We start from the raw sequence: 22,585 nt of genomic DNA, 5'->3' as shown, positions 1-22,585 counted from the left end.
AGTTCTTGAAGGAAGCCGGTTTAAGGATGAACAGGGGAAGATCATCAGCCATGAAATGGAAATTTTCTTTGAAGAGCCACAGAAATTTGAACGTCCTGCAAAACGGCGAAAACATTTCTGATATCCTGAAACGCACCAGAGAATTCTGGGTGGAGAAAACGACAGATTCTGCTCTGGCAGACAAAACAATTCTTGTTTCTTCTCATGGATGTGCAGTTCGTGCACTGCTTCAGAATGTCTATCAGGATCCGAAACATTTCTGGCATGGATGTGTGCCTCCAAACTGCAGTATCAATCTGCTTGAAGTAAAAGATGGAAAAGCTAGATTTCTGGAAGAAGATAAAGTTTATTCTGAAATATAACAATTCTGTAAAATAATCCGGTGGACAACTGTGCTTTGAGTACAGCTTTTCTGCCGGACTTTTAATATATTTTGTTATTGTTTACACACCACTATCCCGAGACATACAAGCCAAAATTCCATTGCCGCAGGCAATCTGGAATGAATTTTGGCTGTTACTGTTCACTGGTAATATCCCGCGAGGTGTTTTTTGTGAGCGAAGGTCACAGAAAACCCGAGATATACCGCGCGAATTTATGCGATTAGCATAAATTCTGTGCATCGCGAAGCGTGTTACTGAGAACGGAGTGAACAGTAACTTTTGGCTACGTTACTGTGAACAGTAACTATATTTTTACTTGTGACAGATATGACGTTGTGATATGATATACGAAAAAGGAAATTGTCTGTAATTTTGTGCAGAATCTGCAAATAATCACAGGAGGTGTATTATGGGCAAAAAAATTATGAATACGGTTCTTTTTCTGGTGGTGCTTGGCGGATGTGTTGCCATGACGCTGCTGACCGGGAATGGTTCATCAGGCACGATGATTTATAACTTTGCATTCCTCGCTGTTATGGCTGTGATCTATCTGGCCGGACTGTTTGGCGGTATGTTTCGGGTAGACAGCATTGGAGAGGCTCTTGCAAGAGGAACGCAGGAGCTTTCCAGTATATTCAAAGTACCCGGAAAAGCCAAAAGCGAAGATCTTTCCTGCCTGAAGGGGATGTTTGAACATAAATATCTGGATGACAGAATGGACAGCTTTGTAGATGCCATGGAGAAAAACCAGGAAGGAATCGGAGATGTTGAAGATTACATAAATGAGGACGAGATTGATCTTCATGTACATAAGAAGATTCTGGAAATGGCACCGGATATTTTTACCAGCCTTGGTATTCTTGGTACTTTTATTGGTCTGGTATGGGGGCTTAAGAGTTTTGAGCCATCCAGCTATGAGACAATGACTACCTCTGTATCTGCCCTGGTAGATGGTATCAAAGTAGCATTCCTTACTTCTATCTATGGAATTGCATTTGCACTGATCTACAGTTCCGGAATGAAAAGCGTTTATTCCGGAATGGATGCGAAGCTTCAGGGGTTTCTGGAGAGATTTCATCTTTATGTACTTCCGGCGGCTGAGAGCGAGTCAAGAAACCTGATGCTTGCAAGTCAGAAGGTTCAGACAAAAGCCATGAAACAGATGGCAGAGCAGCTTACCTCACAGATGGCAGAGAGTTTTGAGAAAGCAATCAATCCTACTTTCCAGAAGATGACAGAATCTCTGGAGATTCTGACAGAATCTGTAACAAAATGTCAGGAGGATGTGGTTCAGGATATCCTGCGTACTTTTTTGCGGGAGATGAACGGTTCATTTAAAATGCAGTTCACAGATTTCAATGAAGCTCTTGTACAGCTGAAGGAAGCGCAGAAAGAAAATATTGATTATACTACAAGGCTCTATCAGACGATGAGTAATCAGCTGAATACCTCTTATGCAAAACAGAGCGAAGCTATGAAAGACCTTGTAAATGAACTGGGACAGGTTCAGGGCCGTTATATGTCTACGGCAACAAGAATCACACAGGATAATCAGGAAATCCAGAAGCTTCAGCAGCAGGATTATCAGCGCATTGCGGATTATCTGCATGAATCCGAGAAATCTTCTGCCAAATTCTGGGTTGCCTGCAATCAGACAATGCAGAAGTATGTGGAAGCTGCTGCACAGGGAATGGAAAAGGTTTCTGCCGCAAATCAGGCAGGAAAAGATGTGCTTGAAGCGAACCGCAGACTGGTGGAACAACTGGATGCAAAAATGAAGGACTTTGTATCTTATCAGAAGATGACCTATGAAACAATGGAAGAGGTGCGCAAACTTTTTGCAGACATTTCTGTTCAGAAAGAGGATAACAATATTTATCTTTCCGGCGGAAAGGCGGCTCAGAGTGCGGCGCAGAAAGAATCCGCAGAAGAAATACGCAGGCTTCTGGAAGAACAGAGCGAACGTCAGGAGGCACTTCTGGAGGAAATGAACAAAAATATGAAAAATATTTCCAAAAACCAGAAAGGTAAATTCAGCTTATTTAAATAGAAAAAGGAGAAAAATATGCGCAAAAGAAAGAAATCAGAAGATAGCGGATTTAATGTCTGGCGATCTTATTCTGATATGATGGCCGGTGTGCTGCTCCTTTTTATACTGATCATGTGTGTAACTCTTTTTCAGGCTCAGAAAAGCTATAATGAGAGCATAAAAGAGAGAGATGATAAAATAGCTCTTCAGGAGCAGTACACAGCAGAGATTCTGGCACAGCAGAGCGAGCTGGACGAGAAGGACAGTAAGTTGAGTTCCCAGGATGAACAGCTTGACAAGCAGAAAAAGCTTCTTGCAGAACTGGCAGCACAGTTAAAGGAACAGCAGGACAGTCTCGATGAGAAAACATCTCTTCTTGCCACACAGCAGAAGAAAATTGATAATATCATCGGTGTCAAGGCAGATGTTATTGAAGCATTGCAGAAGGAGTTTTCCAAAAACAATGTAAGTGTTGATATTGATGCTCAGACAGGTGCTCTTACCCTCAATGCAAATGTATTATTTGACTATGATAAGTCAGAACTGACAGATGAGGGCAAACAGGAACTTGCAGATATCCTTCCGATCTACTGTAAAGTGCTTCTTCAGAAAGATTATAAGAAGTATCTGGCTGAGATCATCATTGACGGTTATACAGACACAGACGGAGACTATGATTACAATCTGGAGCTTTCTCAGAAACGTTCTCTCGCAGTTGCACAGTATTTGACGGAAATCAGGGAGAACTTCCTGAGTTCTGATGAGATTTCAGAACTTCAGAATTATCTGACCGTAAATGGTCATGGTTCAGCCAATCCGGTTCTGGATTCTGATGGGAATGTAGATAAGGATGCATCCAGACGAGTGGAAGTAAAGTTTCGTCTGAAAGATGATGAGATGATAAATGAGCTTAATCAGATTATGAATACAGATAAGACTTCTGATTCTGAAAAATCCGGCAGCAATTAAACTGCCGGATTTTTCAATTCCGGAGTGTGTTTGAAAAATGCTTTGATGCAGATGCTTTTTCTTACAATTCACGAAAGATAACGAGTAATTTTACCAATAACAGTTCACATTTCCGAGAGAAAATGTGGTATGATAAAACAGTACACAGTTTCCTGTAATGGTGCTGATACGCTGTACCCTACATAAGAAAAAAGAAAGAGGAATTATCATGTCTTTGAAAATTGGAAGAAACGATCCATGCTGGTGTGGAAGCGGAAAAAAATATAAAAAATGCCATGAGGCATTTGATGAAAAAATGGAAATAATGAAGCAGAAAGGATATGCAGTGATCGATCATGATCTGATCAAAACACCCGAACAGATCGCGAAAATAAAAGAAAGCTGCAAAATCAATATCGCAGTTCTTGATTATGTGGAAGAGCATATTAAACCAGGTGTATCCACTGAAGAGATTGACAGATGGGTACATGAAGAGACTGTACGGCATGGGGGAATCCCGGCACCGTTAAATTACGAAGGATTTCCAAAGAGCGTGTGTACTTCTGTAAATGAAGTGGTATGCCATGGAATCCCGGATGAAGAGCAGATTCTGAAAGAGGGAGATATTATCAATGTTGATGTATCTACAATATATAATGGTTATTATTCTGACTCGTCCAGAATGTTCTGCATCGGTAAAGTGAGTCCGGAGAAAGAAAAACTTGTCAAGGTCACAAAAGAATGTGTTGAGATTGGTATTTCCCAGGTGAAACCATGGACTCCGATCGGAAATATGGGAAGTGCAGTTCATAAACATGCAGTAGAAAACGGATATTCTGTAGTCAGAGAAATCGGTGGACATGGTGTGGGAGTTGAGTTCCATGAAGATCCATGGGTAAGCTTTGTTTCTGAAGAGAATACAGGTGTCCTGATGGTTCCGGGTATGATGTTTACCATAGAGCCGATGGTAAATATGGGAAGCGATGAAATTTATACGGATGAGATTGACGAGTGGACAGTCCGTACAGAGGACGGACTTCCTTCAGCCCAGTGGGAAGTAACTGTTCTGGTTACGGAAACAGGATGTGAAGTAATCTGCTGGTAAAAAATTTGCAAAAAGTATTGCAATACATCAGGCTATATAGTATAATCACAACTGTTGTGAAAAAAGATGGTCCTCTGTTACAGGATATGTATTAAGAACATCCATATAAGAATAGGAGAAAAATACAATGAACGAAATTATCAAAAACATCGAAGCAGCTCAGTTAAAAGCTGAAGTACCGGCATTCAACACAGGTGATACTGTAAGAGTACACGCACTGATTAAAGAAGGAAACCGTGAACGTGTTCAGGTTTTTGAAGGAACAGTTCTCAAGAAACAGGGCGGAAGCAACAGAGCTACATTTACTGTAAGAAAGAGCTCTAACGGAGTAGGCGTTGAGAAAACATGGCCGCTTCATTCCCCACATGTAGTAAAAGTAGAAGTTATCCGTCGTGGTAAAGTACGTCGTGCGAAACTGAACTACTTAAGAGATCGTGTAGGTAAAGCAGCTAAGGTTAAAGAGCTTGTTAAATAATTTCATGAATTAGCAGAAGAAGGGACAATAACTTGTGTATTGTCCCTCTTTTTCCATCTGTCAGGAGATTTGGATGAATATCAGAAAATGGAAAGATAGTCCGGCACTGAAAGAGACCAGAGATATGCTGGAAACAAAACTTGAAGATAAAAAAGTCCGGGGAATCCTTAACTGGATATTTCAGATAGCGGTAGTGCTCATTTTTGGAATTCTGGCGGGAATTGCGCTGTTTCAATCAGTGACTGTACAGGAGAGTGCCATGGAGCCCACACTGCAGGTTGGAGAACGCTTTTTTGTAAACAGGGCTGTTTATAAAGTATCCTCACCTGAACGGGGAGATATCATTGTATATAAAACCAGTGGAAGTGATGATGCGGCTCTGCATATCGGCCGCGTGATCGGTCTGCCCGGTGAGACTGTACAGATATCCAACGGAGCAGTATTGATCAACGGAGAAGTATATAATGAAAATAAGAATTTTCCTGAAATCAGTAATGCGGGATTGGCATCCGACGGAGTGTCTCTGGAAAGCGGTGAGTATTTTGTACTTGGCGATAACAGAAATAACAGTGAGGACAGCCGGTATGGTGATATCGGAAATATCAATAAGAAATATATTGTGGGAAAGGTATGGTTTGTCATTTCCCCGAAAGATAAATTTGGATTTTTGAAAGGTTAGGTGTATATGAACGTACAGTGGTACCCTGGTCATATGACCAAGGCAAAGAGACAGATGCAGGAGGACATTAAGCTGATCGATCTGATCATTGAACTTGTGGATGCCCGCGTACCTCTTTCAAGCAGAAACCCGGATATCGATGAACTGGGAAAAAATAAATCCAGACTGATTCTTCTTAATAAATCAGATCTGGCTGACGAGCGCCAGAATGAAGCCTGGAAAACTTATTTTCAGGCAAAGGGATTTTATGTTGTAAAAGTAGATTCCAGAAATGGTTCCGGAATGAAAGCAATCAATAATGTGATCCAGGAAGCATGTAAGGAAAAGATAGAAAGAGACAGACGCCGCGGTATTAAAAACCGTCCGATCCGCGCTATGGTAGTGGGAATCCCGAATGTAGGAAAATCTACATTTATCAATACCTTTGCAGGACGGGCCTGTGCAAAGACCGGAAACAAGCCGGGAGTTACGAAAGGAAAACAGTGGATCCGTCTGAATAAGGGAGTAGAACTTTTGGACACTCCTGGTATTTTGTGGCCGAAATTTGAAGACCAGCAGGTGGGAATCCGTCTGGCATGTGTAGGTTCTATCAAAGATGACATTCTGAATATGGAGGAACTGGCACTCTGGCTGATCGATTATCTGCGCGAAAATTATAAAGGGATTCTGGCAGAGAGATATCAGATCACAGAGGAGGGAACTTCTGTGGAAGTTCTGGAGGCGATTGCCAGAGCCAGAGGGTGTCTGAAAAAGCAGGAAGAGCTGGACTATGCCAAAGCTTCGCTGATACTGTTTGATGATTTCCGTTCCGGAAAAATGGGGCGGATCACATTGGAGTGGGCGCCATTATGAAAACAATAGCTGAGATTAAAGCCGAGTTTGCTGCAGCAGATATGAGCAGCTACCCGGCTTTATATGAAATTTATAAAGAAGATACAAGAAGTGGTGTGCAAAAGCTGATCGCACAGTGCCGCAAAAAGGAAGCAGCTCTGGAAGCGGAGAAGCAGCGTATTGAAAATATGAAGGTATATGAGCATAAATATGAACATCTTGGTTATTTATGCGGAATTGATGAAGTGGGAAGAGGCCCCCTTGCAGGCCCGGTTGTGGCATGTGCAGTAATTCTGCCACAGGACAGCCGGATCCTTTATCTGAACGATTCCAAGAAACTCAGTGCTTCCAAAAGAGAAGAACTGTATGATGTGATTATGAGGGAAGCGGTTTCAGTAGGAATCGGTATGCGCAGCCCGGAGCGTATTGATGAGATCAATATCCTTCAGGCTACTTATGAGGCAATGCGGGAGGCGGTAAGTAAACTGGAAGTGGTTCCTCAGCTTCTTCTCAATGATGCAGTCACGATTCCTCAGATCACCATTCCACAGGTTCCCATTATTAAGGGAGATGCAAAGAGTGTTTCCATTGCAGCAGCAAGTATTGTTGCAAAAGTGACAAGGGACAGAATGATGGAAGAATATGATAAAGTGTTCCCGGAATATGGCTTTGCATCAAATAAGGGATATGGTTCTGCCGATCATATTGCGGCACTGAAAAAATATGGAGAAACCCCGATCCACAGAAAGACCTTTATTACACATTTCATATAAACAGTCGCAAAAGGGTTACTATCCTTCAGTACACAGCAATACACTGAGTGATGCACAGTAACAACAAAAGATGCCTACATATAATATAAAAAGAAATGGATGGAAGAATTTGCATAAAAATACCCGGTCTACCGGAAGCTGTTACGAACGAAAAGCTGCTGATTATCTGAAACAGCAGGGATTATTTATTCTGAGATATAATTACAGATGCAGATTTGGAGAAATTGATCTGATTGCCAGAGATGGAGAATATCTTGTTTTTGTTGAGGTAAAATACAGGAAAGACAATAGTTCCGGTTATTCGCTGGCTGCAGTAAATCCTGCTAAACAGAAAACCATATGTAAGGTGGCAAGGTATTTTCTTACAGTGGAATATCACAATGTGGATATCCCATGCCGTTTCGATGTGGCAGGAATTGACGGGGATGAAATACACTGGGTTAAGAATGCGTTTGAATATATTACAATCCTCTAATAATTATAGAAACTGCTTTGATGAATAATCTGCCATACAGCAGGAAGGGAATAATGAAATATGAAGATAAAATGGAACAGTGAACAGATTCCAAAGATGAATGTAAAAAACAATAAAGATGTTACATTTCTTACATATCCCGCATATGAAGAAATGAACTGGCTTGTTCATGGATTCAGCACCCGCTTTGGCGGAGTGAGCAGAGGAATCTACAGTTCTATGAACCTGAGTTTTACAAGAGGTGATGAGGAGTCCTGCGTGAAAGAAAATTACAGAAGGATTTCTGATGCTATGGGATTTGATATGAACAGCATCGTTACATCTGATCAGACTCATACCAACAATGTGCGGAAAGTAACAGAGAAAGACCGCGGAAAGGGAATTGTGATCCCGCGTGATTATACAGATACAGATGGAATGATCACAAATGTTCCGGGGCTGGTTCTTGCAACCTTTTATGCGGATTGCGTTCCACTGTATTTTGCTGATCCGGCGAATCACGCAATCGGACTGTCTCATTCGGGATGGAGAGGTACGGTTCAGAAAATCGGTGCAGTTACCATAGAAAAGATGTCTGAAGAGTATGGAAGTAATCCGAAAGATCTGAAAGTGGCCATCGGACCGTCTATCTGTCAGGAGTGTTATGAAGTCAGCGAAGATGTGATTGAAGAATTTGAAAAGGTTTTTGATAAGAAATACCGGAACAGGCTGTTTTACAGAAAAGAAAACGGAAAATATCAGTTAAATCTGTGGATGGCAAACAAGATTATTTTTCTGGAAGCGGGAATCCCGGAAGAAAACATTTCCATGCCAAATCTCTGTACCTGCTGTAATCCTGAGTTTCTCTTTTCTCACAGGGCTTCCCATGGAAAAAGGGGAAATCTTGGGGCTTTTCTTGGCATACGTTCATAAAACCTGAAATTGTTATAAGCACAACAGTGCGAAGTGAGTAATCCTGAATTTGCAGATTAACTGTACAATACGAAAGAGGGGGAGCTGGTTAACAGCTCCCCTTTTCGTATTCAGTATGCCGGAAAAACTATCTGGAATTTACTTTTTCCATAAGAGACATAATCTTTTCGTTGCTGGAACGAACCTTCTCAACGGAAACATCATGATTGATGATATCAATGATGCTCGCAAGATATTTGCTCATATTTGCTTCTACATAATATGGTCTTTCGAGAAGTTCCGGAATGCGGTAATTCAGGTTGGTTGTGATCACTCTGTCAAGCCAGCCTTTCTCGTAATATTCATCAAATTTATCCAGACCGTCTGTGAACAAACCGTAGGTAGTGCATACAAATACTCTCTTTGCGTTGCGTTCCTTTAACTGTTTGGCAACATCCAGCATACTTCCGCCGGAGGAAATCATGTCATCGATAACTACAACATCTTTGCCTTCTACGGAATCTCCGAGGAATTCATGTGCAACAATAGGATTCTTTCCATTGACGATTGTAGAGTAATCACGACGTTTGTAGAACATACCCATATCTACTCCAAGGATATTGGAGAAATATACAGCTCTTGACATGGCACCTTCATCAGGGCTGATGATCATCAGATGGTCATTGTCAACACGAAGATCCGGCACACTCTTGATCAGAGCTTTTAAAAACTGATAAGTAGGGAAAAAGTTATCAAAACCATTCAGCGGAATAGAGTTCTGGACACGTGGATCATGGGCATCAAAGGTAATGATATTGGAAACTCCCATATCGCTTAATTCCTTCAGTGCCAGTGCACAGTCCAGAGATTCTCTTTTAGTACGTCTGTGCTGGCGGCCTTCATAAAGGAACGGCATAATTACATTGATACGGTGTGCCTTGCCTGTTGCAGCGGAAATAATTCGTTTAAGATCCTGGAAATGGTTGTCAGGAGACATATGGTTCTCGTGTCCGCATACAGTATAAGATTCACTGTAATTGGTCACATCAACCATAATATAAAGGTCAGTGCCACGAACGGATTCTTTAATATAACCTTTACCTTCACCGGTTCCGAAACGGGGGCATTCACATTCTACAATAAATGATTCTTCGCTGTATCCCTGAGGAATAACACTGAGCTGTTTGCGTTCAACCAGCTCATTACGGAATTTAACAAGTTTTCTGTCAACTTCTTCTGCAAGTTCTCTGCATCCAAGAGCTGCAATACGGATAGGTGCAACCGGCATGGATTTTTCCAACAATTCTATGTTTGGCATAATACTCCTCCTAAGTAGTGATTTTATACTCAAAAAATAGATTTCAATATAATATATAACATTTGCCCTAAAATACGTCAAGGAATTTATTGATTTTTTCTTTTACAATTGTTATGATATAAAAGATAGTGGATTCTGGGCGCAGGTATATTTTGTCCGGAATTACTGTCATATGATATCAGGAGTAAATGTCAGAAAGTTACTGTGCCTGCACAGTAAATAAATCAGCGGCTCCTGAATGATCGAGAAACAAAATGTGCCGGAAAAGTTTATCCCACACACAATTTCCGGTTACATTCCAATGGAGTAAAATTCATGAAAAAAAATTTACACATAATATCCAGAGTTCTTCCGGACAGCATCGGAGAAGAACTGGAACTGGAACCGGGAGATGCGCTGCTTTCCATTAACGGCCAGCCGGTAGAGGATGTGTTTGATTATCGTTATCTGATGAATGACGAATTTGTTACGCTCCTTATCCGAAAGAAGAATGGCGAGGAATGGGAACTGGAAGTAGAAAAGGAATATGAAGATGATCTTGGCGTGGAGTTTGAGAACAGTCTTATGGATGAGTACCGCTCCTGTTCCAATCACTGTATTTTCTGTTTTATAGACCAGATGCCGCCCGGTATGAGAGAAACTTTATATTTTAAAGATGACGATTCCAGACTGTCATTCCTGCAGGGAAACTATGTTACCCTTACCAATATGAGTGACTATGATCTGGATCGTATTATCAAGTTTCATCTTTCCCCGATCAATGTATCGTTTCAGACTATGAATCCCAAGCTTCGCTGTAAAATGCTCCATAATCGATTTGCCGGAGATGCCCTTGCAAAAGTTGACAGGCTTTATAAAGGTGATGTGACCATGAACGGGCAGATTGTGCTCTGCAAGGGGATTAATGACAGGGATGAACTGGAATACAGTCTGGAAAAACTGTCGGAATATGCGCCTGTACTGCAGAGTGTTTCAATCGTACCTGTAGGTCTTTCTAGGTATCGAAAAGGTCTGTATCCACTGGAATCTTTTGATAAAGAGGATGCAAGGTATCTGATCAGTCAGGTAGAGCGGTGGCAGAAGATCATGGTGAAGAAGCATGGTATTCATTTTGTACATGCTTCGGATGAATGGTATATTCTTGCAGGATATGAACTTCCTGAGGAGGGCAGATATGACGGATACCTTCAGCTGGAGAATGGTGTTGGTATGATGCGTCTGCTTGAAACAGAGGTAAAAGAGAGACTTGAGCAGCTTGAAGGCGATGACAGAGAGGTAAATGCCACTGTTGCAACAGGACGGCTGGCAGCGCCTTATATAGGTAAAATGATAAAACTGGTACAGAAGAAATTTCCGAATGTCCAGGCTGAAGTATATGCAGTAAAGAATAATTTCTTTGGAGAGAAGATCACAGTTTCCGGTCTGATTACAGCTACTGATCTTATGGATCAGCTTGCGCAGAGAAATCTGGGAGAAAAAGTACTGATCCCATGCAATATGCTCAGAAGCGGCGAGGATGTTTTTCTGGATGACCTGACGGTGGAAGATGTCAGACAGGCTCTTAAGACGGAAGTTGTAGTGGTAGATGAACCAGGTGCTGACCTGGTAAACTGTCTGATCGAAGTACCAGACCATAAAAAGATAAGAAGGAGACAGATATATGAGCAAACCGGTAGTAGCGATAGTGGGCAGACCTAATGTAGGTAAATCCACATTGTTTAATGCGCTGGCAGGTGAGAAGATTTCTATTGTAAAAGATACACCTGGCGTTACAAGAGACAGAATTTATGCAGATGTGACATGGCTGGACAAGACATTTACCATGATCGATACAGGCGGTATTGAGCCGGACAGCAGTGACATCATCCTTTCTCAGATGAGAGAGCAGGCACAGATTGCCATTGATACGGCAGATGTTATCATCTTTATCACAGACGTTCATCAGGGACTGGTGGATTCCGATGCGAAGGTGGCAGATATGCTCCGACGCAGCGGCAAACCGGTTGTCCTTGTTGTGAATAAGGTAGACAGTATCCAGAAATTTATGATGGATGTTTATGAGTTCTATAACCTTGGTATCGGTGAACCGATTCCGATTTCTGCGGCAAACCGTATGGGGCTGGGTGATATGCTGGATGAAGTGGCAAAACATTTCCCTGAGGATGCAGATACAGAAGAAGATGATGAAATCCCGAGAATTGCCATTGTGGGAAAACCAAACGTAGGAAAATCGTCATTGGTAAACAAACTTCTGGGAGAAGACCGTGTGATTGTTTCTGATATTGCCGGAACTACAAGAGATGCGGTAGATACCAGAGTAAAATGGCAGGGAAAGGATTATATCTTTATTGATACTGCCGGACTTCGCCGTAAGGGAAAAGTCAAAGAGGAGATTGAGAGATACAGTGTGATCCGTACAGTGACTGCAGTAGAACGTGCGGATGTTGTCATTGTAATGATCGATGCGTCAGAGGGTGTTACAGAACAGGATGCCAAGATCGCAGGGATTGCCCACGAAAGAGGAAAGGGTGTTATCATTGCCGTAAATAAATGGGATGCCATTGAAAAGAATGATAAGACTATTTATAAGCACACAAACAGAATCCGCGAGGTTCTGGCATATATGCCATATGCGGAACTGGTATTTATTTCTGCAAAAACAGGACTCAGGATTTCCAGAATGTTTGAAACGATCGATGCGGTTATCGAAAACCAGACACTGCGTATCCAGACGGGTGTCCTGAATGAAATCCTTTCTGAGGCAGTGGCAATGCAGCAGCCTCCGTCTGATAAGGGAAAACGTCTGAAGATTTACTATATGACACAGGTGGCTGTCAAACCGCCTACATTTGTTATCTTTGTAAATGACAAAGAGCTGATGCATTTCTCTTATACCAGATATCTGGAGAACAAGATCAGGGATGCCTTTGGATTTGCGGGAACATCACTGAAATTCATTATTCGTGAACGAGGTGAAAAAGAATAATCATGGAACGCCTGATTTGTATTGCAATTGGATATGCATGTGGACTTTTTCAGACCGCATACATTTTAGGAAAAATTTATCATATTGATATCCGCAAACAGGGAAGCGGAAATCTGGGTTCTACAAATGTACTGCGTACACTTGGCAAAAAGGCCGGGGCATTGAATCTGTTGTGTGACTGTCTGAAGTGTATTGCGGCCATCCTGATCGTAAGGGCAATATTCGGAAATTCTTATGGAGATATTCTGCCGCTGCTGGGCCTTTATGCAGCAGCTGGGTGTATTCTGGGGCATAATTTTCCGTTTTATCTTAATTTTAAGGGCGGGAAGGGCGTAGCTGCATCTGTAGGACTTGTGATTGCTTTTGACTGGCGGATTTTTGTGATCTGTGCAATTGTATTTTTCGGACTGTTTTTCCTGACACACTATGTTTCTCTGTGTTCGGTAAGTGCATATCTGGCTGCATTTATCAGTATGATCGTATTTGGACAGATGGGTTCTTATCATATGGATTCTTATCATATGATCGAGCTTTATATTGTTATGGGACTCTTGACAGTACTGGCATTTTACAGACATAAAAAGAACATAAAACGGCTTCTTGACGGGACAGAAAGTAAAATTTATTTAAGCAAAAAAAATAAATAAAAAGAGGTATTTATATGGCAAAGATAAGTGTGCTTGGTGCGGGAAGCTGGGGAACTGCCCTGTCTATCCTTCTTTACAATAATGGACACGAGGTGATTCTCTGGTCGGCGCTTGGGGAGGAGATAACAACATTAAGAGAAAAGCGGGAACACGTGAGCAAACTTCCGGGTGTAAAGATTCCTGAACCGATTGATATCACAATAGATCTTGAGAGAAGCCTGCGGGATGCAGATGTGGCAATTCTGGCAGTTCCTTCGCCTTATACCAGAAGTACCTGCAAGCGTATGGCGCCTTTTGTAAAAAACGGACAGAAAATTGTAAATGTTGCCAAAGGTGTGGAGGAAAAAACTCTTCTTACTTTAAGCGAGATCATTGAACAGGAACTTCCACAGGCAAATGTGTCTGTGCTTTCCGGCCCAAGCCATGCAGAAGAGGTTGGAAAAGGACTTCCGACTACCTGTGTGGTAAGTTCTCACCAGAGAGAGACAGCAGAATATTTGCAGGGAATCTTTATGAGCCCTGTTTTCAGAGTTTATACCACGCCGGATATGCTGGGAGTGGAGCTTGGCGCAGCGTTAAAGAATGTGATCGCACTGGCGGCCGGAACCGCAGATGGTCTGGGATACGGCGATAATACCAAAGCAGCCCTGATCACAAGAGGAATTGCAGAAATTTCACGTCTGGGTGTTAAAATGGGAGCACGTATGGAAACCTTTTATGGTCTGTCCGGAATCGGAGATCTGATCGTTACCTGTGCCAGTGTCCACAGCCGTAACCGGAAAGCCGGATATCTGATGGGAAAAGGATATACCATGGAGCAGGCGATGGCTGAAGTGAAAATGATCGTGGAAGGCGTCTATTCCGCAAAAGCAGCAAAAGAACTGGCTGAGAAATATGATGTGGAAATGCCGATCATCACAGAAATAAACAAAGTCCTGTTCGAAGGAAAAAGTGCAGCGGAAGCGGTGATTGACCTTATGGTAAGAGATAAGAAAGTGGAGACGCCGATGCTTCCATGGGAAGACGGACAGTAATCATTCAATGAACTGCTAGAGTGTGTCTGAAAATGCTCTAACTGAGATGTTATAGAAAAAACTCTCAAATGCATCATTTGCAGGAAATTTTATGAACAGAGATGATAAATACAAAAAGCAGATGTTATATAAATACATCTGCTTTTTGCGTTTATATTACATGATAAAATGCTTTTTCTGTTAATATTTATCAGAATGCAATGTCCCTTAAATCCTCGGGAACATGTGAACTGTGGAAATTTTCGTTCAGAGTATCGATCAGATCCATATCCTCCTGTTCGATTGTGAAATCAAAAATATTGCCGTTACTTCTGATGCGGTCAGGATGTACGGATTTCGGGATTACTGATATTCCCTTCTGGGTAGCCCAGCGCAGACCAATCTGAGCAGGAGTATGGGCATATTTAGTTCCGAGTACACACATAACATCATTATCAAGATATGCACCCCTTGCAAGCGGGGCATATGCCTGTACCTGGATTCCTTTATCCTGGCAATAATCAATCAGCTCTTTCGGATAGCAGAGAGGATGGCATTCAATCTGATTTACAGCAGGTATGATTCCGGAATTGGCTTCCAGTTCTTCCAGATGACGGATTTCAAAATTACTGACACCGATAGAAAGAGCCCGCCCGGATTTCTGGATTTCCTCCAGTACTTTCCAGGTGCTGAGATAACATCCCGGAACCGGCCAGTGGATCAGATACAAATCCACATAATCCAGTTTGAGCCGGTCCAGGCTTCTTTCAAAAGCACCCTGAATGTCTCCCAGACGCTGTGCGGTATTCCATACTTTTGTAGTAATAAAAAGTTCATTTCGCGGTATTCCACAGCTGGCGATTCCCCGTCCTACATTTTCTTCGTTTTTATATACGGAGGCTGTATCAATCAGACGGTATCCTGATTCAACAGCAGAAATAATAGCATTTTCTGCCTCATTTTCCCCGGTGGCTTTGTATACTCCCAGTCCGAGTAAAGGCATCTCTCTGTTTGTATTCAGAAAAACAGTATTATCCAAAACAATTCCTCCAATTCCTATATACACTTTGGGCAAGCTGCTTTGCCCGATAATCTGGTCCAAGTATAACATAAAAATGTGTCAGAAGTACATAAAAATTATTAAGTTTTTGCAAGAGTACATTGTTAACAATATAACATAATGGTTAAAGTATTAACAGTTCTTGTGAAAAAAGCTATTTCAAAGCATATATTTCAAAATTTTTTTAGTGATTATTTATGCTAAATGGCTTGCGGAAACGAAAAAAAAGATGTATAATATCAGTAAATTGATAATTTATTGTCATAAAAAAAGACTGAATTTTATAAATTCAGTGTATTTTTCAATAGAAGGGAGCATTTAACCATGCATTTAATCAAAGATGAAAATGGGAATCTTGTCCAGCATGGGCATGGACACACCCATGAACATACCCATGAAGATGGTATGACTCATACTCATGAGCATACTCATGGCGAAGGTCATGATCATGGACATTCTCATGCAGATCATGCCTGTGATACTGCTCATTGCGGATCCTGCAGTGAAGGTGACTGTAAGAATGAGACACTGGCTCTTCTGACATATATGCTTCAGCACAATGAGCATCATGCTCAGGAACTGGATCAGATGGCTGATAACCTTGCCAAGATGGGAATGGATGCAGCATGTAAGACTATTAAGGAAGCTGTTGCAGATTTTCAGAAAGGCAATATGAGACTTGGACTTGCCTTAACACTTGTTAAAGAAGAGATGAAATAGGAGGCGACATCACATGTGTCTGGCAACTGTATATAAAGAAAGTGACGATTCTGTTATTTTTAAAAATGTTTCCCGTATAGATGTGGATGGGAATAAATTGATTCTCCGTGATATTATGGGAGATGAGAGAGTGGTCGAGGGAACTATTTTAATGGTTGACCTTGCCAACAGTATTGTGAAACTGAAATGTGACTGATATTAAGATAGGGACAAAACACCTTTTGACCTTAACATCATTTTTTATTTATAGAAAGAATACTAAGACAGATTTAGGAGGCACCTGGTTTTATGGCACACGTAATTGCTGTCGCAGGAAAAGGCGGCGTGGGAAAAACAACATTATGCGGAATGCTGATCCAGTACCTGTGTGAAAAGGGTAAAGGGCCGATTCTTGCAGTAGATGCTGATGCAAACTCAAACCTCAATGAGGTTCTTGGCGTAAAGGTAGAGACAACTCTTGGCGATGTGCGTGAAGAAATTGCACGTGCAGAGCTTGCAAAAGAGAATCCAATTCCTACCGGAATGTCTAAGGCTGATTACGCGGAAATGCGTTTTGAAGATGCGCTTGTAGAAGATGATGATTTTGATCTTCTTGTCATGGGCAGAACTCAGGGAAAAGGCTGTTACTGCTATGTTAATGGTCTTCTTCAGACTCAGCTTGCAAAATACCAGAATAATTATCCGTATATTGTTGTAGATAATGAAGCCGGAATGGAACATATCAGCAGAGGTGTTCTTCCGAGCATGCAGACTGCCATTCTGGTCAGCGACTGCTCCAGAAGAGGCGTACAGGCAGTAGGCAGGATTGCAGAACTCATTAAAGAATGTGATATGCATCCTGATACAGTCGGTCTGATCATTAACCGAGCTCCGAAAGGAGAATTGAATAAGGGAATTCAGGAAGAGATTGCAAATCAGGGACTGACACTTCTTGGTGTTGTTCCACAGGATGAAACAGTTTATGAATATGACTGTGAAGGACGTCCTACAAGCACACTTCCGGAAGACAACCCTGTCAAGACTGCACTTCGTGCAATCGTTGATAATTTAAAATTATAAGAAACACCCCTTGTCGGATGAGAATCCGATGAGGGATGTTTCTGCGCATAGGAAATCTATATATGCAGAGATAAATACAAGTTTACATCTTTATTTTTTAAGTTAAATAACCCATGGGAGGGGATGGGATGGGTTATCACAGTTATCTTTAACGGAGCCAATTCTTCAGATATAGATAACCTATAGATAACCGGGATTTCCTGCCTGTGGGATTATTAATAAAATAAAAATGTGTATCTTAAAGGAATACACAAACCAGAATTAAAGGAGGTCTATAATGAGTGAATTCAAATTAACTACAGTGGAAGAGTTTGAAGAGGCTACTGCCAGACTTTTGGAGACAGGTGCAAAGGTTGGAGCTGACGCATGGCAGCTTCGTGTAAAAAAACAGACTCCACATTGTAAATTCGGTGAGCAGGGTGTCTGCTGTCGTATCTGTGCTATGGGACCATGTCGTATTACCCCTAAAGCATCAAGAGGTATCTGCGGATGTGACGTTCATGGTATCGTAGGAAGAAACTTCCTGAAATTTACAGCAGGTGGTGCAGCTACTCACTCTGATCACGGTCGTGAAATCTGCCACACATTATATTGTGCAAAAGACGGCGGAAACTATCAGGTAAAAGATCCTGAGAAACTGATCCGTATCGCAAAAGAATGGGGCGTAGAGACAGAAGGAAAAGATATCTATGATCTGGCTCATGAAATGGCTGAGACAGGATTGATGGAATATGGTAAACCATTTGGATATCAGAGATTCCTTGACAGAATGCCTGCAGGACAGAAAGAGAAACTGATTGAAAATGAAATTGCACCACGTGCGATCGACCGTGAGGTTTCCACTTCTTTACATATGGCTCATATGGGATGTTCTTCTCTTCCGGAAGCTCTTGTAAAACAGTCTATCCGCTGCGGTATGGCTGATGGATGGGGCGGTTCCATGATGGGAACAGAGTTCTCTGATGTTTTATTCGGAACTCCGAAGCCAATTGACACTGAAGCTAACCTTGGTGTAATGGTTGAAGAGAATGTAAACATCGTTGTACACGGACATGATCCGAGTCTTTCCGAGATGATCTGTGAATATGCAGACAGCAAAGAAATGATCGATTATGCAAAATCTGTAGGAGCAAAAGGAATCACTGTTTCCGGTGTATGCTGTACTTCAAACGAAGTAGCTATGCGTCGCGGTGTTCCGATGGCCGGTAACTTCCTGCAGCAGGAGAATGTAGTACTGACAGGTGCCTGCGAAGCGATCGTAGTAGATGTTCAGTGTATCTTCCCTGCATTAGGACCTTTAAGCAAATGCTTCCATACTAAATTTATCACAACTTCTCCGATCGCTCAGATGCCTGATGCTGAATTTATCAGATTCAATGCTGAGACAGCAGGAGAGAATGCAAAAGCAATCGTCAAGATGGCTATTGACAACTTCAAGAACAGAAAACCTGAACTTGTACATATCCCACAGCTGAAACAGAAAGCTACAGTTGGTTATTCCGTAGAAGCAATCGTTAAGGTTCTTGACGGTGTTACAAACTCTCAGGTTGATGAGACAGGAACAACAAAACCATTACTTGAGTGCATCACTTCCGGTGTTATCCGTGGTGCTGTTGCTATGGTTGGATGTAACAATCCTAAGATCCGTCCTGACTATGCACATATTGAACTGATGAAGAAATGTATCGCCAATGATATTGTTGTCATTGCTTCCGGATGTTCTGCGCAGGCAGCTGCAAAAGCAGGTCTTATGGACAAATCTGCAAAAGATCTCTGCGGTGCAGGTCTGAAACGTGTCTGTGAACTGGCTGATATCCCACCGGTACTCCACATGGGATCATGCGTAGATATTTTCCCGTATGATGATCCTTGCTGCTGAACTTGCAAAAGATGCAGGTCTTCAGATCAATCAGCTTCCTGTAGTTGGATGTGCTCCTGAGTGGATGTCTGAAAAAGCTGTATCCATCGGTAACTATGTAGTAGGTACCGGTATTGATACATTCCTTGGTGTTGATCCATATGTTTCCCGGTTCTTCAGAAATGGGAGAGCTTCTTACAGAGGGAACAAGAAAATGGACAGGAGCTGCTTATACAGTAGAAACAGATATTGAGAAATTAGTTGATCTGATGATCGAAAGAATCGAAGAGAAGAGAACAGCATTAGGAATCTAATCTGCTGTGATCTTAAAAATGTAATAAAAGGTGGATGACGTAAAATGAAAATAGCAGTTACAGGAAAAGGCGGCGTAGGCAAAACCACTTTTGCAGCAACGCTGGCCAGGTTGTATGCAGCAGAGGGCAGACCGGTACTTGCAGCAGATGTGGATCCGGATGCGAATCTTGGTCTTGCATTAGGCTTTGATGAAGAAACTCTGGATTCTATTGTACCGATTTCAAAGATGCGTAAGCTGGTGGAAGAACGTACAGGGGCTACAGCAGGAAATCAGTTCTATCATCTGAATCCGAAAGTAGACGATATTCCGGAGAAATATGGTAAGGTCTGTAATGGCGTACGGCTCCTTGTCCTGGGAACTGTCGAGACAGGCGGTGGCGGATGTGTATGCCCGGAACATGTAATGTTAAAGCGCATTATCAATAATCTGGTACTTAGAAGAGAAGATGTAGTAATTCTTGATATGGAGGCCGGCTTGGAACATCTCGGCAGAGGAACCACAGAAGGAGTTGACGCATTTATCGTAGTGATCGAACCAGGTGCAAGGAGTGTGCAGACATATAAAAATGTAAAGCGCCTGGCAAAAGATTTAGGAGTGTCTCAGGTAAAGGTTGTCGCAAACAAAGTGCGCAATGAAGATGACGAAAACTTTATCAGAGAACGGATTCCACAGGAAGATCTTTTAGGTATGATTCATTACAACACAGAGGTAATTGATGCAGACAGACAGGGAAAATCCCCGTATGACTTCAGCAAGACAGTTACCAATGAGATCATTAAAATAAAAGAAAAGATAGATCGTCAGTAATCATATATTAGGAGGTAGAACAAGTGACTTTATTTGAAAGTGTTTTTGCGGGAAACGACGCGGTTTATGGACTTACAGAGGGTGCCATCAACCAGGCAATTGAAAAATACGGCGCTGACAAAGCAGTCAGCTTCCCTGATACAGCATATTCTTTACCATGCTACTATGCAGTAACAGGAACAAAGGTTGGAACTCTTGCAGAGTTAAAAGATGCTCTTGCAGTAGTAAAAACTCTTATGACAAGAGAGAAAAGAACAAATGACGTATTTATGTCAGGCGTTGCTACAGCTCTCTGCGCAGAATTTATCGAAGTTCTGAAATATATTGACGGAGCAGTTCCTTATGAAGCTCCTTGCTACGGACATCTTGCAGATGCAGTGATCCGTGAACTTGGTGTACCGCTTGTAACAGGCGATATCCCTGGTGTAGCAGTTATCCTTGGAAAAGCTCCTTCCGCTCAGGAAGCAGCAGACCTTGTTAAATCCTATCAGTCTCAGGGTATCCTGATCACTCTGGTTGGTGATGTTATTGACCAGTTAGAGGAAGTTGGATACAAGACAGGTGCTAACGTACGTGTTATCCCGCTTGGAAAAGACGTTACAGCAGTTATCCATGTAGTATCTGTAGCACTTCGTGCAGCTCTTATCTTCGGTAACGTAAAACCAGGTGATGCTGCAATTCTGATGGATTACACAATGAAACGTGTACCTGCATTTGTTAATGCATTTGCACCGTTAAATGATGTGATCGTAGCTTGTGGTGCAGGCGCTATCGCTCTTGGATTCCCGGTTATCACAAACCAGGAAGATGTTGCAAGAGTACCGAAGAGCCTGATCTGCCAGAAAGACATCTCCAAATGGAATGCGACTTCTCTGGAAGCACGTGACATCAAGATTAAAATTACAAACATCGATATCCCGGTTGCTTTCGCATCTGCATTCGAAGGTGAGATTATCCGTCGTAAAGACATGCAGGTTGAATTCGATGGTTCCCGTGTAGACTGTGCAGAGCTTGTACATACATGTGATGCAAGTGAAGTAGAAGACCATAAGATTACAGTTGTTGGTCCGGAAGTAGATGACATGGAACTTGGCAGCAAGAACAGCATTGCATATGTTGTTAAAGTTGCAGGTAAAAACATGCAGCCTGACTTTGAACCTGTTATCGAGCGTAAGTTCCATAACTACATCAACTGTATCGAAGGTGTATACCATACAGGACAGAGAGATATGCAGAGAATCCGTATCAGTAAAGATGCATTTGCTGCAGGCTTCAAGATCAAACATATCGGTGAAGTTCTCTATACACAGGTTAAGAATGAATTTGACGCAGTTGTTGATAAATGTGAAGTTACTATTTATACAGATCCTGCTGAGTGTACAAGAATCCGTCATGAAGTTGCTATCCCGATCTTCGAGAAACGTGATGACCGTCTGAATACTCTGACAGACGAATCTGTAGATGTATATTACAGCTGTATCCTCTGCCAGGCATTCTCCCCGTCTCACGTATGTGTTGTTACACCTGAGAGACTTGGACTTTGCGGTGCTGTTTCATGGCTGGATGCAAAAGCTACCAACGAGCTGGATCCAAACGGACCTTGCCAGGTAATCACAAAAGAAAGACCTATTGATGAGAACCTTGGTTCTTATGAAGATGTAGATGAAGCTGTTAAGAAATTATCCCAGGGTGCATTAGAGCACGTTACACTGTACTCTATTATGCAGGATCCTATGACATCATGCGGATGCTTCGAGTGTATCTGCGGTATCGAGCCATTCTCCAATGGTGTTGTTATCGCTAACCGTGAGTATGCAGGCATGACACCTCTTGGAATGACATTCTCAGAAATGGCATCCATGACAGGTGGTGGTGTTCAGACACCTGGTTTCATGGGACATGGTAAACATTTCATCAGCTCCAAGAAGTTCATGAAGGCAGAAGGCGGTATTGAACGTATCGTATGGATGCCGAAAGAACTGAAAGAGTTTGTTGCTGAACGTCTTAATAAGACAGCAAATGAACTCTATGGTATTGAAAACTTTACAGATATGATCGGTGATGAAACAATCGCTACTGATCCGGAGACACTGGTTGGATTCCTTACAGAAAAAGGCCATCCGGCATTAGCTCTTGATCCGATGATGTAAAGATTGGTGGTTTTGCCCGGAGTCGTAGATGGGCAATGCGGAAGCCACTAAACGTCTCCGGG

21 protein-coding genes and 1 pseudogene are annotated in these 22,585 nt (G+C 42.1%); 20 read left to right on the top strand and 2 right to left on the bottom strand.

What is annotated here, in order from left to right:
- From AC075J_RS08960 to pgeF, 10 genes are all read left to right on the top strand, one after another.
- Nucleotides 1-362 (top strand): histidine phosphatase family protein (locus AC075J_RS08960; RefSeq protein ID WP_476390251.1); only part of this gene is annotated, 362 nt, incomplete at its 5' end.
- A gap of 430 nt (nucleotides 363-792) precedes the next feature.
- On the top strand, nucleotides 793-2,433 hold the full coding sequence (locus AC075J_RS08955) for a MotA/TolQ/ExbB proton channel family protein (protein ID WP_119246003.1): 1,641 nt from the start codon (nucleotides 793-795) through the stop codon (nucleotides 2,431-2,433).
- Between the two features lie 15 nt (nucleotides 2,434-2,448).
- A complete protein-coding gene (locus AC075J_RS08950) occupies nucleotides 2,449-3,381 on the top strand; it encodes an OmpA family protein (RefSeq protein ID WP_044955916.1) in 933 nt (310 codons plus the stop codon).
- Nucleotides 3,382-3,589: 208 nt separating this feature from the next.
- On the top strand, nucleotides 3,590-4,465 hold the full coding sequence (locus AC075J_RS08945; RefSeq protein ID WP_008703912.1) for a methionyl aminopeptidase: 876 nt from the start codon (nucleotides 3,590-3,592) through the stop codon (nucleotides 4,463-4,465).
- A gap of 127 nt (nucleotides 4,466-4,592) precedes the next feature.
- Nucleotides 4,593-4,940 carry a 50S ribosomal protein L19 gene (rplS, locus tag AC075J_RS08940; protein ID WP_008703911.1) on the top strand — a complete coding sequence of 116 codons (348 nt, stop codon included), beginning with the start codon at nucleotides 4,593-4,595 and terminating at the stop codon, nucleotides 4,938-4,940.
- Nucleotides 4,941-5,013: 73 nt separating this feature from the next.
- The gene (gene lepB, locus AC075J_RS08935; protein WP_022380756.1) at nucleotides 5,014-5,619 is read left to right on the top strand and encodes a signal peptidase I; all 606 of its coding nucleotides are present in this window, start codon (nucleotides 5,014-5,016) and stop codon (nucleotides 5,617-5,619) included.
- Nucleotides 5,620-5,625: 6 nt separating this feature from the next.
- Complete coding sequence (gene ylqF, locus AC075J_RS08930) at nucleotides 5,626-6,471, top strand: ribosome biogenesis GTPase YlqF (RefSeq protein WP_020994042.1); 846 nt, start codon at nucleotides 5,626-5,628, stop codon at nucleotides 6,469-6,471.
- Nucleotides 6,468-7,223 carry a ribonuclease HII gene (locus AC075J_RS08925; protein WP_008703905.1) on the top strand — a complete coding sequence of 252 codons (756 nt, stop codon included), beginning with the start codon at nucleotides 6,468-6,470 and terminating at the stop codon, nucleotides 7,221-7,223. Before ylqF ends, AC075J_RS08925 begins: the two co-directional genes overlap by 4 nt.
- Before the next feature lie 109 nt (nucleotides 7,224-7,332).
- Nucleotides 7,333-7,698, top strand: a complete 366-nt coding sequence (locus AC075J_RS08920) for a YraN family protein (RefSeq protein WP_025577073.1) — start codon at nucleotides 7,333-7,335, stop codon at nucleotides 7,696-7,698.
- 60 nt (nucleotides 7,699-7,758) lie between these two features.
- Nucleotides 7,759-8,610, top strand: coding sequence for a peptidoglycan editing factor PgeF (gene pgeF, locus AC075J_RS08915; RefSeq protein WP_118587739.1), 852 nt, complete (start codon nucleotides 7,759-7,761; stop codon nucleotides 8,608-8,610).
- Between the two features lie 127 nt (nucleotides 8,611-8,737).
- Here pgeF and AC075J_RS08910 read toward each other — a convergent pair whose 3' ends face one another.
- Nucleotides 8,738-9,907, bottom strand: coding sequence for a ribose-phosphate pyrophosphokinase (locus tag AC075J_RS08910; protein WP_118339546.1), 1,170 nt, complete (start codon nucleotides 9,905-9,907; stop codon nucleotides 8,738-8,740).
- A 315-nt stretch (nucleotides 9,908-10,222) separates the two neighbouring features.
- On the opposite strand from AC075J_RS08910, the gene AC075J_RS08905 reads away from it, so the two are divergent.
- From AC075J_RS08905 to AC075J_RS08890, 4 genes are read left to right on the top strand one after another with little or no spacing between them, the layout of a single operon-like run.
- Nucleotides 10,223-11,605: a DUF512 domain-containing protein gene (locus tag AC075J_RS08905; protein WP_055052418.1), complete on the top strand. Its 1,383-nt coding sequence runs from the start codon at nucleotides 10,223-10,225 to the stop codon at nucleotides 11,603-11,605.
- Nucleotides 11,568-12,893: a ribosome biogenesis GTPase Der gene (gene der, locus AC075J_RS08900; protein ID WP_008703896.1), complete on the top strand. Its 1,326-nt coding sequence runs from the start codon at nucleotides 11,568-11,570 to the stop codon at nucleotides 12,891-12,893. Before AC075J_RS08905 ends, der begins: the two co-directional genes overlap by 38 nt.
- Nucleotides 12,894-12,895: 2 nt before the next feature.
- Complete coding sequence (gene plsY, locus AC075J_RS08895; RefSeq protein ID WP_022380760.1) at nucleotides 12,896-13,540, top strand: glycerol-3-phosphate 1-O-acyltransferase PlsY; 645 nt, start codon at nucleotides 12,896-12,898, stop codon at nucleotides 13,538-13,540.
- A gap of 14 nt (nucleotides 13,541-13,554) precedes the next feature.
- Nucleotides 13,555-14,574: an NAD(P)H-dependent glycerol-3-phosphate dehydrogenase gene (locus AC075J_RS08890; RefSeq protein ID WP_008703894.1), complete on the top strand. Its 1,020-nt coding sequence runs from the start codon at nucleotides 13,555-13,557 to the stop codon at nucleotides 14,572-14,574.
- A 190-nt stretch (nucleotides 14,575-14,764) separates the two neighbouring features.
- Here the strand turns inward: AC075J_RS08890 and AC075J_RS08885 are convergent, their stop codons facing one another.
- Nucleotides 14,765-15,592, bottom strand: coding sequence for an aldo/keto reductase (locus AC075J_RS08885; RefSeq protein ID WP_008703893.1), 828 nt, complete (start codon nucleotides 15,590-15,592; stop codon nucleotides 14,765-14,767).
- A 345-nt stretch (nucleotides 15,593-15,937) separates the two neighbouring features.
- Here AC075J_RS08885 and AC075J_RS08880 point away from each other — a divergent pair, with 345 nt between their 5' ends.
- The 6 genes and pseudogenes from AC075J_RS08880 (at nucleotide 15,938) to acsB (ending at nucleotide 22,523) form a co-directional block, all read left to right on the top strand.
- A complete protein-coding gene (locus AC075J_RS08880; protein WP_022380761.1) occupies nucleotides 15,938-16,333 on the top strand; it encodes a DUF8180 domain-containing protein in 396 nt (131 codons plus the stop codon).
- 13 nt (nucleotides 16,334-16,346) lie between these two features.
- Nucleotides 16,347-16,529, top strand: a complete 183-nt coding sequence (locus tag AC075J_RS08875) for a CooT family nickel-binding protein (protein ID WP_008703891.1) — start codon at nucleotides 16,347-16,349, stop codon at nucleotides 16,527-16,529.
- A 92-nt stretch (nucleotides 16,530-16,621) separates the two neighbouring features.
- The gene (locus tag AC075J_RS08870; RefSeq protein ID WP_008703890.1) at nucleotides 16,622-17,392 is read left to right on the top strand and encodes an ATP-binding protein; all 771 of its coding nucleotides are present in this window, start codon (nucleotides 16,622-16,624) and stop codon (nucleotides 17,390-17,392) included.
- A gap of 277 nt (nucleotides 17,393-17,669) precedes the next feature.
- Nucleotides 17,670-19,564 (top strand): annotated as a pseudogene (gene cooS, locus AC075J_RS08865) (anaerobic carbon-monoxide dehydrogenase catalytic subunit).
- Between the two features lie 44 nt (nucleotides 19,565-19,608).
- Nucleotides 19,609-20,373: an ATP-binding protein gene (locus AC075J_RS08860; RefSeq protein ID WP_022380763.1), complete on the top strand. Its 765-nt coding sequence runs from the start codon at nucleotides 19,609-19,611 to the stop codon at nucleotides 20,371-20,373.
- 23 nt (nucleotides 20,374-20,396) lie between these two features.
- Nucleotides 20,397-22,523 (top strand): acetyl-CoA decarbonylase/synthase complex subunit alpha/beta, encoded by a 2,127-nt coding sequence (acsB, locus tag AC075J_RS08855; protein ID WP_476390250.1) that lies wholly within the window; start codon nucleotides 20,397-20,399, stop codon nucleotides 22,521-22,523.
- Nucleotides 22,524-22,585: the final 62 nt, after the last annotated feature.

This window comes from Blautia sp. ZXY-1-C6 (assembly GCF_056339875.1).
Note: the sequence above shows the minus strand (reverse complement) of the source record. Positions and strands in the feature narration are given on the sequence as shown.